The 14,625-nt window shown below is 44.4% G+C and carries 11 protein-coding genes, 2 tRNA genes and 3 rRNA genes; 9 read left to right on the forward strand and 7 right to left on the reverse strand.

Annotation, left to right across the window (positions count from 1 at the left end; genetic code table 11):
* Positions 1 to 127: 127 nt before the first annotated feature.
* From AC0KVP_RS02325 to rrf, 5 genes are all read left to right on the forward strand, one after another.
* Positions 128 to 1,665 (forward strand): 16S ribosomal RNA (locus AC0KVP_RS02325).
* 61 nt (positions 1,666 to 1,726) lie between these two features.
* Positions 1,727 to 1,803: transfer RNA gene (locus tag AC0KVP_RS02330), tRNA-Ile, on the forward strand.
* A 68-nt stretch (positions 1,804 to 1,871) separates the two neighbouring features.
* Positions 1,872 to 1,947 (forward strand) — tRNA-Ala (locus AC0KVP_RS02335).
* Positions 1,948 to 2,285: 338 nt separating this feature from the next.
* Positions 2,286 to 5,179 (forward strand): 23S ribosomal RNA (locus AC0KVP_RS02340).
* 179 nt (positions 5,180 to 5,358) lie between these two features.
* A 5S ribosomal RNA gene (gene rrf, locus AC0KVP_RS02345) occupies positions 5,359 to 5,473 on the forward strand.
* Together the 16S, 23S and 5S rRNA genes with 2 tRNA genes alongside form the textbook arrangement of a ribosomal RNA operon.
* A 746-nt stretch (positions 5,474 to 6,219) precedes the next feature.
* On the opposite strand, the gene AC0KVP_RS02350 is transcribed toward rrf, so the two are convergent.
* From AC0KVP_RS02350 to AC0KVP_RS02360, 3 genes are all read right to left on the reverse strand, one after another.
* Entirely contained in the window at positions 6,220 to 7,596 is a 1,377-nt protein-coding gene (locus AC0KVP_RS02350; RefSeq protein WP_473340392.1) for a dihydrolipoyl dehydrogenase, read from the reverse strand.
* Between the two features lie 210 nt (positions 7,597 to 7,806).
* Positions 7,807 to 8,232 carry a protein tyrosine phosphatase family protein gene (locus AC0KVP_RS02355; RefSeq protein WP_473338672.1) on the reverse strand — a complete coding sequence of 142 codons (426 nt, stop codon included), beginning with the start codon at positions 8,230 to 8,232 and terminating at the stop codon, positions 7,807 to 7,809.
* Entirely contained in the window at positions 8,225 to 8,560 is a 336-nt protein-coding gene (locus AC0KVP_RS02360) for a protein tyrosine phosphatase family protein (RefSeq protein ID WP_005401736.1), read from the reverse strand. Before AC0KVP_RS02360 ends, AC0KVP_RS02355 begins: the two co-directional genes overlap by 8 nt.
* A 124-nt stretch (positions 8,561 to 8,684) precedes the next feature.
* On the opposite strand from AC0KVP_RS02360, the gene AC0KVP_RS02365 reads away from it, so the two are divergent.
* Genes AC0KVP_RS02365 through AC0KVP_RS02375 form a run of 3 tightly spaced genes read left to right on the forward strand, consistent with a single transcriptional unit; the run spans position 8,685 to position 10,453 of the window.
* A complete protein-coding gene (locus AC0KVP_RS02365) occupies positions 8,685 to 9,581 on the forward strand; it encodes an alpha/beta hydrolase (RefSeq protein WP_473338675.1) in 897 nt (298 codons plus the stop codon).
* Positions 9,582 to 10,013 (forward strand): thioredoxin TrxC, encoded by a 432-nt coding sequence (gene trxC, locus AC0KVP_RS02370; protein WP_201952554.1) that lies wholly within the window; start codon positions 9,582 to 9,584, stop codon positions 10,011 to 10,013.
* Positions 10,014 to 10,030: 17 nt separating this feature from the next.
* Positions 10,031 to 10,453 carry an acyl-CoA thioesterase gene (locus AC0KVP_RS02375; RefSeq protein ID WP_010327557.1) on the forward strand — a complete coding sequence of 141 codons (423 nt, stop codon included), beginning with the start codon at positions 10,031 to 10,033 and terminating at the stop codon, positions 10,451 to 10,453.
* A 75-nt stretch (positions 10,454 to 10,528) separates the two neighbouring features.
* On the opposite strand, the gene AC0KVP_RS02380 is transcribed toward AC0KVP_RS02375, so the two are convergent.
* The 3 genes from AC0KVP_RS02380 to AC0KVP_RS02390 all read right to left on the reverse strand — a co-directional run bounded on the left by AC0KVP_RS02380 (position 10,529) and on the right by AC0KVP_RS02390 (position 12,181).
* Positions 10,529 to 11,026 carry a nuclear transport factor 2 family protein gene (locus tag AC0KVP_RS02380; protein WP_473338680.1) on the reverse strand — a complete coding sequence of 166 codons (498 nt, stop codon included), beginning with the start codon at positions 11,024 to 11,026 and terminating at the stop codon, positions 10,529 to 10,531.
* A 137-nt stretch (positions 11,027 to 11,163) separates the two neighbouring features.
* Positions 11,164 to 11,664, reverse strand: coding sequence for a DUF4442 domain-containing protein (locus AC0KVP_RS02385; protein ID WP_004697618.1), 501 nt, complete (start codon positions 11,662 to 11,664; stop codon positions 11,164 to 11,166).
* Between the two features lie 28 nt (positions 11,665 to 11,692).
* Entirely contained in the window at positions 11,693 to 12,181 is a 489-nt protein-coding gene (locus AC0KVP_RS02390) for a YajQ family cyclic di-GMP-binding protein (protein WP_004697619.1), read from the reverse strand.
* A gap of 91 nt (positions 12,182 to 12,272) precedes the next feature.
* Between AC0KVP_RS02390 and AC0KVP_RS02395 the strand changes: the two genes are divergently transcribed.
* Entirely contained in the window at positions 12,273 to 12,587 is a 315-nt protein-coding gene (locus AC0KVP_RS02395) for a rhodanese-like domain-containing protein (RefSeq protein WP_004983438.1), read from the forward strand.
* 101 nt (positions 12,588 to 12,688) lie between these two features.
* Here AC0KVP_RS02395 and mnmC read toward each other — a convergent pair whose 3' ends face one another.
* Positions 12,689 to 14,602 (reverse strand): bifunctional tRNA (5-methylaminomethyl-2-thiouridine)(34)-methyltransferase MnmC2/FAD-dependent 5-carboxymethylaminomethyl-2-thiouridine(34) oxidoreductase MnmC1, encoded by a 1,914-nt coding sequence (mnmC, locus tag AC0KVP_RS02400; RefSeq protein WP_473338686.1) that lies wholly within the window; start codon positions 14,600 to 14,602, stop codon positions 12,689 to 12,691.
* Positions 14,603 to 14,625: the final 23 nt, after the last annotated feature.

Consider the following 14,625-nt stretch of genomic DNA (forward strand, 5'->3'; position numbering starts at 1 on the left):
TTTTTACTGATTGATCGATCGAAAATATTTCATTGATTGATGGTAAAAATTACTCGAAGTTTATTTGAGAAATATTTGTCAGAAAATTGATGAGCCAAGATTTGTAGCCATAAGCTACTAATGATTTTAACTGAAGAGTTTGATCATGGCTCAGATTGAACGCTGGCGGCAGGCTTAACACATGCAAGTCGAGCGGGGAAGGGTAGCTTGCTACCTGACCTAGCGGCGGACGGGTGAGTAATGCTTAGGAATCTGCCTATTAGTGGGGGACAACATTCCGAAAGGAATGCTAATACCGCATACGCCCTACGGGGGAAAGCAGGGGATCTTCGGACCTTGCGCTAATAGATGAGCCTAAGTCAGATTAGCTAGTTGGTGGGGTAAAGGCCTACCAAGGCGACGATCTGTAGCGGGTCTGAGAGGATGATCCGCCACACTGGGACTGAGACACGGCCCAGACTCCTACGGGAGGCAGCAGTGGGGAATATTGGACAATGGGCGCAAGCCTGATCCAGCCATGCCGCGTGTGTGAAGAAGGCCTTTTGGTTGTAAAGCACTTTAAGCGAGGAGGAGGCTACTGAGATTAATACTCTTGGATAGTGGACGTTACTCGCAGAATAAGCACCGGCTAACTCTGTGCCAGCAGCCGCGGTAATACAGAGGGTGCGAGCGTTAATCGGATTTACTGGGCGTAAAGCGTGCGTAGGCGGCTTTTTAAGTCGGATGTGAAATCCCTGAGCTTAACTTAGGAATTGCATTCGATACTGGGAAGCTAGAGTATGGGAGAGGATGGTAGAATTCCAGGTGTAGCGGTGAAATGCGTAGAGATCTGGAGGAATACCGATGGCGAAGGCAGCCATCTGGCCTAATACTGACGCTGAGGTACGAAAGCATGGGGAGCAAACAGGATTAGATACCCTGGTAGTCCATGCCGTAAACGATGTCTACTAGCCGTTGGGGCCTTTGAGGCTTTAGTGGCGCAGCTAACGCGATAAGTAGACCGCCTGGGGAGTACGGTCGCAAGACTAAAACTCAAATGAATTGACGGGGGCCCGCACAAGCGGTGGAGCATGTGGTTTAATTCGATGCAACGCGAAGAACCTTACCTGGTCTTGACATAGTAAGAACTTTCCAGAGATGGATTGGTGCCTTCGGGAACTTACATACAGGTGCTGCATGGCTGTCGTCAGCTCGTGTCGTGAGATGTTGGGTTAAGTCCCGCAACGAGCGCAACCCTTTTCCTTATTTGCCAGCGGGTTAAGCCGGGAACTTTAAGGATACTGCCAGTGACAAACTGGAGGAAGGCGGGGACGACGTCAAGTCATCATGGCCCTTACGACCAGGGCTACACACGTGCTACAATGGTCGGTACAAAGGGTTGCTACCTAGCGATAGGATGCTAATCTCAAAAAGCCGATCGTAGTCCGGATTGGAGTCTGCAACTCGACTCCATGAAGTCGGAATCGCTAGTAATCGCGGATCAGAATGCCGCGGTGAATACGTTCCCGGGCCTTGTACACACCGCCCGTCACACCATGGGAATTTGTTGCACCAGAAGTAGGTAGTCTAACCGCAAGGAGGACGCTTACCACGGTGTGGCCGATGACTGGGGTGAAGTCGTAACAAGGTAGCCGTAGGGGAACCTGCGGCTGGATCACCTCCTTAACGAAAGATTGACGATTGGTAAGAATCCACAACAAGTTGTTCTTCATGACGATGTATCTGAGGGTCTGTAGCTCAGTTGGTTAGAGCACACGCTTGATAAGCGTGGGGTCACAAGTTCAAGTCTTGTCAGACCCACCAAATCTGACTAACAAGCATTGTTAAATGCTGAATACAGAAAACCAGAAACATTGACTTATTGATAAGCTGGGGACTTAGCTTAGTTGGTAGAGCGCCTGCTTTGCACGCAGGAGGTCAGGAGTTCGACTCTCCTAGTCTCCACCATAGATTATAGAACTTAGTAAGTTAAAGCTTATTAACTTCTGTGATTTATCGCAGTTTCCTGACCTGACGAAGGCTGGAAAAATCATTAACAGAATATATTTGAGTTGAAATAATTTGTTCATACTCGTTTTTAAGATCGACATTAACAGTGATTTATTACTGATTGATGAAGATTGAAGAAATGAGTTACTAGCGAAATTAACTGAATCAAGCGTTTTGGTATGTGAATTGAATTGAAGCTGTACAGTGTTTAAGTACACAGAACAACAAACTGTATGATCGAGCAATCGATCTGTCCTAGTACTACTTGTAGGTACTACGACTGTTTGGGGTTGTATAGTCAAGTAATTAAGTGCATGTGGTGGATGCCTTGGCAGTCAGAGGCGATGAAAGACGTAATAGCCTGCGATAAGCTCCGGGGAGGCGGCAAATATCCTGTGATCCGGAGATTTCTGAATGGGGAAACCCACCTGTCATAAGGCAGGTATCGTATGATGAATACATAGTCATACGAGGCGAACGAGGGGAAGTGAAACATCTCAGTACCCTTAGGAAAAGAAATCAATTGAGATTCCCTCAGTAGCGGCGAGCGAACGGGGAAAAGCCCATTAAGTCATATAAGTTCTAGTGGAATGCTCTGGGAAGTGCAACCATAGTGGGTGATAGTCCTGTACACGAAAGGGCTTATATGATGATGTCGAGTAGGGCGGGGCACGTGAAACCTTGTCTGAATATGGGGGGACCATCCTCCAAGGCTAAATACTCCTGACTGACCGATAGTGAACCAGTACCGTGAGGGAAAGGCGAAAAGAACCCCTGTGAGGGGAGTGAAATAGATCCTGAAACCGCATGCATACAAGCAGTGGGAGCCGACTTGTTCGGTGACTGCGTACCTTTTGTATAATGGGTCAGCGACTTACATTCAGTAGCGAGGTTAACCGCATAGGGGAGCCGTAGAGAAATCGAGTCTTAATAGGGCGTTTAGTTGCTGGGTGTAGACCCGAAACCGGGTGATCTATCCATGAGCAGGTTGAAGGTTGGGTAACACTAACTGGAGGACCGAACCCACTGTCGTTGAAAAGCCAGGGGATGACTTGTGGATAGGGGTGAAAGGCTAATCAAACTCGGTGATAGCTGGTTCTCCCCGAAAGCTATTTAGGTAGCGCCTCGGACGAATACCATTGGGGGTAGAGCACTGTTTCGGCTAGGGGGTCATCCCGACTTACCAAACCGATGCAAACTCCGAATACCAATGAGTACTATCCGGGAGACAGACTGCGGGTGCTAACGTCCGTAGTCAAGAGGAAAACAATCCAGACCGCCAGCTAAGGCCCCAAAATTATAGTTAAGTGGGAAACGATGTGGGAAGGCATAGACAGCTAGGAGGTTGGCTTAGAAGCAGCCACCCTTTAAAGAAAGCGTAATAGCTCACTAGTCGAGTCGGCCTGCGCGGAAGATGTAACGGGGCTAAAACTATATGCCGAAGCTGCGGATTTGCAATTTATTGCAAGTGGTAGGGGAGCGTTCTGTAAGCCGATGAAGGTGTATTGAGAAGTATGCTGGAGGTATCAGAAGTGCGAATGCTGACGTGAGTAACGACAATGCGAGTGAAAAACTCGCACGCTGAAAGACCAAGGGTTCCAGTCCAACGTTAATCGGGGCTGGGTGAGTCGACCCCTAAGGCGAGGCCGAGAGGCGTAGTCGATGGGAAATTGGTTAATATTCCAATACTTCTATGTAATGCGATGAGAGGACGGAGAAGGTTAAGTCAGCCTGGCGTTGGTTGTCCAGGTGGAAGGTTGTAGGCATGTATCTTAGGCAAATCCGGGGTACTCTATGCTGAGAACTGATAGCAAGCTGTACTTGTACAGTGAAGTGGCTGATACCATGCTTCCAGGAAAAGTCTCTAAGCTTCAGTTACATAGGAATCGTACCCGAAACCGACACAGGTGGTCAGGTCGAGTAGACCAAAGCGCTTGAGAGAACTCTGCTGAAGGAACTAGGCAAAATGGTACCGTAACTTCGGGAGAAGGTACGCTGCCGACGGTGATAGGATTTACTCCTTGAGCTATTGGCAGCCACAGAAACCAGGCCCCTGCAACTGTTTATTAAAAACATAGCACTCTGCAAACACGAAAGTGGACGTATAGGGTGTGATGCCTGCCCGGTGCTGGAAGGTTAATTGATGGGGTTAGCGTAAGCGAAGCTCTTGATCGAAGCCCCAGTAAACGGCGGCCGTAACTATAACGGTCCTAAGGTAGCGAAATTCCTTGTCGGGTAAGTTCCGACCTGCACGAATGGCATAATGATGGGGGCGCTGTCTCCAGCAGAGACTCAGTGAAATCGAATTCGCCGTGAAGATGCGGTGTACCCGCGGCTAGACGGAAAGACCCCGTGAACCTTTACTGCAGCTTGACATTGAACTTTGATCTTACTTGTGTAGGATAGGTGGGAGGCTTTGAAACCGAGACGCTAGTTTCGGTGGAGCCAATCTTGAAATACCACCCTGGTAATATTGAGGTTCTAACTCTGTCCCGTTATCCGGGACGAGGACCATGTCTGGTGGGTAGTTTGACTGGGGCGGTCTCCTCCTAAAGAGTAACGGAGGAGTACGAAGGTGCGCTCAGCGTGGTCGGAAATCACGCGTAGAGTATAAAGGCAAAAGCGCGCTTAACTGCGAGACCCACAAGTCGAGCAGGTACGAAAGTAGGTCTTAGTGATCCGGTGGTTCTGTATGGAAGGGCCATCGCTCAACGGATAAAAGGTACTCTGGGGATAACAGGCTGATACCGCCCAAGAGTTCATATCGACGGCGGTGTTTGGCACCTCGATGTCGGCTCATCTCATCCTGGGGCTGAAGCAGGTCCCAAGGGTATGGCTGTTCGCCATTTAAAGAGGTACGCGAGCTGGGTTTAGAACGTCGTGAGACAGTTCGGTCCCTATCTACCGTGGGCGTTGGAAATTTGAGAGGATCTGCTCCTAGTACGAGAGGACCAGAGTGGACGAACCTCTGGTGTACCGGTTGTGACGCCAGTCGCATCGCCGGGTAGCTATGTTCGGAAGGGATAACCGCTGAAAGCATCTAAGCGGGAAGCCTACCTCAAGATAAGATTTCCCTAGGACTTTATGTCCTCTAAAGAGCCGTTGAAGACTACGACGTTGATAGGTTGGATGTGGAAGCATAGTGATATGTGAAGCTGACCAATACTAATTGCTCGTGAGGCTTGACTATACAACACCCAAACAGTTGGTGTTGTGGTTCAAATCACTGCAAACAACTTGATTTAGTTATAAAGCTAAGTACAATGTGCAAATTAAATTAACTCAGATATTCTGTTAATAACTCATTTGATGAAAGTTAGGCATACACAATGTGTAAATAAGACCAAACGAATAGTCATAAACAGTTGTGCTGGCGACAATAGCAAGAGTGAACCACCTGATCCCTTCCCGAACTCAGAAGTGAAACCTCTTAGCGCTGATGGTAGTGTGGAGTTATCCATGTGAGAGTAAGTCATCGCCAGCTCATTAATTCAAATCCCCCTCCGCTTAATGCAGAGGGGGATTTTTTTATGCAAGGAAGATTGAAAATATAAATAGAGAAAGAAAAGAATTAGAGCAGAGAATACGCTGCTAAATTATACAAGCATACATTTATATAAATTAAAATTAAAGGTTAAATAATAGGGGAATATAGAAGAAACGGCTAAAACATAGCCTCTAAAATTTAATAGGGAAAAATATGAAGAAGTAATCAGATGAAAAGAGCTGAAAATAAGCTATCTATAAGGGCCTAAATGGTAAAAAAGCCAGCATTTGCTGGCTTTTATGTCTTATATTTACAAGAGGTTATAGAGCACCTTTTAAGTTTTCCTGATGTGCTTTAACTTGTTTTGTTGGTACTTTCTATAGTGGTAATCTTTATCCCCTAAACAAAAGCAAGAATATGGTGAAATTATTCGCTAATTATGGTGAAATTATTCGCTAATTAAGCAATTATTTGGAGGGAATAGCTATTGCTGAAGCGAAAATGGATCGGGAATTACTGACTTATGTATTACAACACATGGTTTATTACGGGTATTAATGTGTTTTAGATCAGTTAAGTTACGCACTAAAATAAGAACTTTACCGCAAATCTATTAAGCACGTGTCTTGTAATTAAATCAACGCATGCAGCGAATGATTTATAGTTTGCTGCACAACGTTGATGAGATCGCTTAATTACACACAGAGAACCTTATTAAAAGAATATAAATCATAATTCGCAGCTTAGGTATTAAGCTGCCGGCGTGCATGTTTTAATGCCGTTCTTAAACCTTCTTCAAGGGTTGGGTGATAAAACGGTTTCTGCAAAATTTCATCGACGGTCAGTTGTTCTGCAATCATCCATGCCAGTAAATGAGCCAAATGTTCAGTAGAGTCTGTGAATAATTCAGCACCAATTAACTTGCGGCTGCTTTTCTCCACATACACCTCAATGGCCCCATGGTTTTTACCCAGAACCAATGCACGTCCTTGTTTAGCATAAGAGACTTCGCCGATGACAAAATCGATAGGTGCACTTTGTAGTTGCTTAAAGTTTTGTCCAACCATGGCCATTTCTGGGCTACTAAACACGATGCCTAAGGGTGTTAGAGTTTTGCATGATTCTATAGTAGGGAAGTTTAATGCATTTTTGACCGAGACTTTACCTTCGTGTGCGGCTTCATGTTGTAATGGAGTATCAGTATATGCATCACCAATGATAAAAATCGGGTAGTCAGCGAGTTGCTTGGTCTCAGGATCAACAGGCAAATGTTTTAAGTCTGTGAATGAGGTGTTGATATTGTCGAGTTTAAGAGTGTTTAAAAGACTGCTTCGTCCAGTAGCGACCAATAAATAATCGACGTTGAGTGTTTTAGGCTGAGCATTTTCAATAAAATTAAGTTTAACTTGATCGTTTATATACTTAACTTTAGTGGGTAAAACTTCGAACTTGATCTCAAGTTCAGCGCTAATTTCTGTTTGTGCCAACTGCTGCAATTTAGGACTGGTCAGAACGCCGACTTTACGACTACGTGCAAAGACTATGGTATTGACGCCAAGTCGTTGCATGGCTTGCGCAAGTTCAATCGCGATGACTCCGCTCCCAATAACGGCTAGGGAGTTTGGTAAAGTATCAAGTTCAAAGATTTGATCGGAGGTGATGAGTCGATCACCAAGTTCATCTTTCCATGCTGGGTCAAAGCTAGGTGTGGAGCCTACAGCTAAAATAAAGCTTTTGGCTTGGTAGAGTTGCCCATTAACTTCGACCGTTTTTGAATCGACAAAGCGAGCACAGCCCTGAATTTTATGAGACTCAGGCCAGTTCTCTAAGGTTTTAAGGGTGCTATGAGTAAAGCGATCACGGAGTTTTTGTACGTGTTGCATGACCTGACTGCGGTCTATTTTTGACTCTACTTGCAATCCGACACGATTCGCATGTTGTATATCATGCATGCGATTTGCTGTAGAAATCAGGACTTTTGATGGCATACAGCCAACACGTGCACAAGTGGTGTCCCATGGCCCATCATTAATGATTAATAGATTTTGTGTGGACTTCACGGCTTGTTGGTAGGCTGCGATACCCGCAGTTCCAGCCCCAATAATAATCAGATCATACATAAGCAAACGTTTATCTAAGCGAGACATATTCTATAGTTAACATATTCAGGGCTGTAGATGATTATATTTTGTAAAAAAAACGGCACTAGATGCCGTCTTCACTTTCATTTGACTTATAAGCCAGTACCAACGCTTACCCCAACGGTAGGACGGACATTCATTGAGCTACATGCTGTCATTAAGGTACAGCAGAGTAAAAGCAGCAACAGTTTATTCATGGAGTAATCCTCGTTGTTTTGCCTGATTGAACAGCAGACTAGAGCGAGCACCACTCTTACAGACCATTAAAATAGGCTTGGGCAATTCATTATAATATTTAGCAAATTCGACCACGTCTGTTTCAGAAATTTTACTGCTGGTAACCGGTTGGTAAATTACGCTGACTTTGGACTGTTCCGCAATATTACGCAGTTGATCAACGCGAACGGTATTACCTTGTTCTTGATCTGGTCGGTTGACAATGACGGACTTAAAACCTTGTTTTATCAACTGTTGAAACTTGTCTTGGGTCATTTCCCCTGAAACGCTGAGCTGCGGGCTGAGTGCTTGACTCAGGTTATTCGTTGCCGCCCACAATGCACTGCTCGTTAAAATCAGAGCAGTGTAGATGACACTTTTAAACAACCGTTTAGTCATCTAACAGGTCCATTTGCTTCGCTAGTTGGTATAAGTTGTTTGAGCGATTGCCTGTACGGCAGAACATTAAAACAGGTTTTGGTAGCTCATTGAAATGATTGGCAAAAGTGCGTACATCCATTTCTGTGATTTGCCCTGCAACGACAGGTTGATAGACATAATCGAGGCCTGCAACACGAGCTGCTTCTTCAATTTGAGCGCTGGTTGGTTGTTCTGGACCACCTTCCATATCTGGGCGGTTATTGATCACAGATTTAAACCCTTTTTCAACCACTTGAACCAAATGTTCTGGGCCAATTTGACCTGCAAAGCCTACATTTTCGCTCATGCTGTCACTCCAAAATTAAACTAATCGAGATATGCTTTATGATAGCATTAAGCTGAAAGTTCAGCCTATGCTGTTGAAATATTTATAAGCGATTACAACCATAAAATAACGCAATGGAGCAGGTATGCACGCCTATACCGTTGAACCGCTATATGTCAAAAGTGGCCAAGAGGTCATTGCTGCGGATTTTTATCGTCCGAAAACCGAAGAAAAACCAGCAGTGATTGTGATGGCCCATGGCTTGGCTGGGCTGCGCCAATTCAAACTGATCCAATTTGCGCAGCGTTTTGCACAAGCGGGTTATGCAGTCGTGTTATTTGACTACCGTTATTGGGGCGGTAGTACTGGACGTCCACGAGAGTTAGTCTCGATTAAGAAACAGCTGGAAGACTGGCGGACTATGATTAACCACCTCAAAGAACGTAAGTCGATCGATAGTCGACGGATCGTGTTGTGGGGGACGGCACTCAGCGGTGGATATGTACTCGATATTGCTGCAGAGTTCAAAAATGTTCAGGCGGTGATGGCGCAAGTGCCTTTTGTAGATGGGGCAGCCAGTGCGAAGTTATATCCTTTGCAACAGTTCCCTAAAGCCTTAAAACTATCGAGCCAAGATTATATGGGGGGGAAAGTGGGGATGTCCCCGACCACTTTACCTGTGGTTAATCCACGAGAGTTATGTTTTTTACCGACGCAAGATGCCTATTTGGGGTATCGTTCGATTATTAATCCTGATTATTATTGGAGTGGTGAGATACCTGCCCGATTATTTTTTAATTTAATTCGTTATCGTCCGATTCAAAATGTCAGACAAATTAATATTCCTGTACTTTTCATTGCCGCCAAGCATGATAGTTTAATTCCGATTGAATCCAGTCGTGAAGCAGCGACCAATATTGCCCCTTTTGTTCAATATCATGAATGGGAGATGCAGCATTTTGATATTTATCATGCCAGTTGGTTTGAAAAAGCCATTTCGACCCAATTAGAATTCTTACATCAACATATTGGAGTCAACTAAATGATTATCGTCTGTCCGACCTGTATGGCAAAAAATCGTGTCCCTGAAGAGAAGCTGAATGCTAATCCGAGTTGTGGTCAATGCCACGCAGCGCTTTTACCTGCGGCACCGATTGAATTGAATGAGCAGAATTTTAGCCAGTTCATTAGCCATAGCGATTTGCCTGTATTTATTGATTTATGGGCAGAGTGGTGTGGTCCATGTAAAATGATGGCTCCGCACTTTGCTGAAGTGGCGAAACAAAATCCACAAGTGATTTTTGCCAAAATTAATACCGAAGAATCTCCACGATTAAGTAGTGCCTTTAATGTGCGAAGTATTCCAACCTTAGTTTTAATGAATAAAACTACTGAAATTGCTAGAATAAGCGGCGCGCTCCGTGCGCCACAATTGCAACAATGGTTAGATCAACAGTTGCAAGCCCAGTCATAACGAAAATTGGAGTCAACGTGTCAGAGATTCATGTGAAACCAGAAGGGATGCTATCTCTTCAAACGATTGCAATGCCAGCCGATACCAACTGGAGTGGAGATGTGTTTGGTGGTTGGATTGTGTCACAAATGGATTTGGCCGGCGCAATTCACGCAGAACGCTTTAGTAAAGGGCGTTGTGCAACGATTTCGATTAATCAGATGACGTTCTTGGTCCCTGTCAAAGTCGGGGACGTGATTAGTTGTTATACTAAAATTTTAAAAGTAGGCAATACCTCGATTCAAATGGAAATTGAAGTGTGGGATAGCCATGACAGTTCACGCCCACCTGTACGTGTAACTGAAGGTGTATTTACCTTTGTGGCAGTGGATGTCAAAGGCAATAAACGTCAAATTCCAGCGGATGTTAAAGAAAAATTCCTTGCAAGCCAATCCAACTAAAGCTTGAGTTGGTCTGCAAAAAAAGCCAGTGTAATCACTGGCTTTTTTTATTGCTATTCCATGCAGTCCGATGGATTAAAACATAGTATTGCGGTTGGCGGACTCCGCGGGAATGCTTTGTACCACATCCCAATGTTCTACAATTTTGCCTTGTTCGACGCGGAAAATATCAACAACGGCCTCACCACGATCTTGTGCATTTTGAGTGGAATGTACATGAAGCACCACCAAATCACCTTCGGCTACGACACGCTTGATGGTGTTTTTTGCATCTGGATGTTCTTTAAAGTACTGGGTGAAGTAGTTTACAAAAGGTGCTTTGCCGTCTGCCACATAGGGATTATGTTGAATGTATTGTGTACCAATATAGCGGTCAGAATAGGTTTGAACCTGATGTTTGCTAAAAACGCCTTCATAAAAGTCCACTATAATTTTTTTATTTTGTTCAGTCAGGGCAGAGGTCGAATAGTCATTCGGCGTTGTTGAAACCGATGAGTTGGCTGGGTTGTGCTGTTGGCAGGCCACCAGCCCCAAAGAAAATAAGGCAGTCGCTAAAATTAGTCTTTTTTTCATCAAGTCAGCTCAAATATTCATGTTATGTAGCATGATTTTGAGCTGAGTCGAAACAAAGATATAGTAAGTTTTAGTCGCAGCTTTAGCGTATTGTTGTAAATTTTATACTTACCAAACAGTAAGTTATATTTACACTTTTACTTTTTCAATGATGCTTTGTCGAGCCATGCCCATAACATTTCACATTGAACAGGTGCTTCACCCGATTCATCCATCACTATCACAGAAACTAAAGTTTCACCCTTGGCGGTGGTTTGCATCAGTTGCTGTTGTTCTGGTGTTAAGGTGGCTGTCGCTGTCATGGCACCTTTACTCGGACGTTTAAAGTCAACGTGCATGCTTTTAATCAGAACGATGCAATGGTCAGGTACATTCATCCCTGTTACAAAACCCGTTGCCGTTTCAGCAATTAAGGCCATGGCACAGGCATGCAGTTGACCAATATGGTTTTGCATGGCACGGTGATTTTCGATTTTGACTACGACTTCGCTGTGACTGACTTGCAAATAACGAATATTGGCACTGCCGACCATGGGAACTATGCGACCAAAAGCTTGACTCCATAATCGCGTACGCAACGCTTTCGGCAAGCGTGACGTGGTTTTTACAAGTTTTGATAAGCGATTGGCCTTTGGCATAGTTACCTCAAATGATCAAACAAGAGTATTAGTCTTTAAAGTTATTGAACTGTAAAGGCAGACCAAATTGTTGTTCTTTTAAAAAGGTCATTACTTGCTGTAATGTATCGCGCTTTTTATCAGTCACACGAATTTTGTCGCCTTGAATTGAAGATTGCACTTTAATGCCGCTTTCTTTAATGGCCTTGTTAATTTTTTTTGCGGTATCTGAGTCAAGTCCGTCTTTTAATTTCACCACTTGAAGTACATTTTTACCTGAAGCAGTCATTTTTTGTGGATCAAGCGCTTGAATATCGACTTTACGCTTAAAGAAATGGTTCTCTAACATGGTATACACTTGTTCACACTGGAAATCACTTTCAGTTGAGATTTTGATTTCTTTGTTTTTTTCATTGAGTTCAATTGAAACGTCCTGACCACGGAAGTCGAAACGGGTTGCGATTTCCTTTTGGGTGTTCTGAACGGCATGATTTACTTCAAAAATTTCTAATTCTGAAACAATATCAAAAGATGGCATGGATTAAACCTTTACAAATGGAAAGAATATCTGAGATGCTAGGGATGTTTTCTTCATTTGCCAAGTGTTGTTTACATCAAAGGAGTGCGCAATGATCCGTAAACAAGAAATTACAACATTTGAGTTCCCAGAGGATGCGATCATCTGGGATGTACGCGATTCAAGTGCTTATGCTGAAGCACACGTGAAAGGGGCGATTAATCAGCCAATCACAGAACTTTCAGCACAGAGCCTTACTCAAGTGTCGACGGATCAACCGATTTACATTTTATGTGGTGGCGGTAGTAAAGCGCCACGTGCTGCAGAGTTACTCGAAGGTTTTGACAGTGCGCGTGAGTATGTGATTTTAATGGGTGGTACCCGTGCTGCTCGTGATGCTGGTTTAGCCTTAGAACAAAGTAATTAAGCAGAAGCAAAAAAAGCGCCGTAAGGCGCTTTTTTAATGTCTTAGAAATTTACATTTCTCTATTTATAGCGCCATATGCTGTACTTGAGTCATAAGCAGAACTAAGACTGCGCTTTAAAATAAGGCTTTTTGGCTTTGAGCTTTTTATGGAATCGGGTCGGACTGAGCTTTTGTAGTAGTGACTCAGGAACGGGGCAGGCCTCTTTCAGTATCTGCGCCGCTAAAATTTCACTACATAAAGGGGCAAACAAAAAGCCTTTAGAACCCAAGCCCGCAAAGCTATAAATTTCAGTCTGTTCAGACATTTTTCCAAGGACTGGAAAATAGTCCAAACTTTGCGCGCGAACAGATGCACGGCCTTGCCAAGTCCTCACATCAGGAAGTGATTGTGCATAATCTGGAAAGACACTGTGGATAAGCTCGTAGTTATGCACATGGTCTTCAAGCAAAACATCGCTGTCGTCCCGATTGGGATGGAAGGATGCACCTAAAATGAACTGTTGAGCATCAAGCTGCATACAGTAGCCGCCATAGCTATAAGCTTGATTGAGGGCTAAAGGTTGCGCAGTATTCTCCACCCAACTGACTTGTCCGCGAATGGGCTTCAGCACAGGGTAGTGCTCAAAAAAAGCAGCCGTGTGGCGCGCACAACAGACAATCACGTGATCAAATTGACCGAGAGATTGGGCTTGTTCATTGAAAAGTTCATTGTGCTCTGGATGGATTTGAGTAATGTTGGCTTGTACGAACTGAATGAGCGGATGCGCTAAGATTTGATCTTTGAGTTGATGTGGTGAGACAGCGCCGGCTTCAGTTAGATTCAGACTTGGATATTCAGTGATTAACGCAGAATCAGCAGCGGTTTCGGCTGTCAAAAGATACGCAGGGTATTGTTGTTCGAGATCGAGTAAGTCTTCGGCTTTTTTCAGCGCCAGTTGATGTACTTGAATGGGGCGAAAAGCTTGAAACTTGGGATAGTGCTGTAAAGCATGTTGCCAAGCCAAAGTCATTAAATGTTCATGACTTTGTTCAATCGGACAAAGTTTGGGGTTGAGTAAGGCCAGCGGATTGCCTGAACCTCCTGCAAGTGGCTCAGATTGGTCGTAGAGCGTGACTTGGTGCCCGCGCTCAGCAAAGGCCCATGCACTACTTAAACCTGCAATCCCTGCGCCAATGATAGCAATCTGGCGTTGTTTAAAAGCGTGTAGTACTTGATCAGGTCGATTTTGATTCAATACTGATTTGGTATCTACAGCGTCTGATGTGTTTTCAGGCTCAGCAGGTAACCAGATGGCTTTGAGCATTTCGCGTTTATGCTTATAGCCACGCGGACGTGAAATAGAAATACCATGCTGTGTTAAACCACGTTTGAGCACGCCTGCGACACTAAATGAAGCAAATGTCGTTCCAATACCAGATAGGCGAACGATGTGATTCAGTATTTGTTCTTCCCAGATGTCTGGGTTACAGGCAGGCGCAAAACCATCGAGGAACCATGCGTTAACGCGACTGGTTTTTGCCATGCTGGGGAAAACATCTTGGGCATCACCTAACCAAAGGTCAAGGCTAAAACGTTCCTCAGGGAAGCTCAGGCGATGACAACCCGCAATCGGATAAGGATACTGTGCAATCAGTTGATTGGCGATTGGTTTGAGTTCAGGCCAGACATTGAGTGCACGTATCAGATCAGTTTTAGACAGCGGAAATTTTTCAACTGAAATGGCATGAAGGTGGCTGTGGTTATTTGGGCGAACCTGTTGCCAAAGTTGCCAAAGCGCCAAGATGTTGAGCCCTGTGCCAAAGCCTGTTTCACCAACACTAAAATATTCAAAGGGCTGAAGATTGGACAGACGCTCAGATAAATCATTACCATTTAAAAACACATGGCGAGTTTCGAGTAGACCATTGTCCTTGGAAAAATAGACATCGCCAAATTGTTTTGAGACTGGCACATCTATGCCATCAATCTGTTGCCATTCTAAATCGGCAGTTTGAATTGCAAGCGACACAACCACAGCACCCTATTGTTTTCAATAGG

Source organism: Acinetobacter sp. DL27 (genome assembly GCF_055810995.1).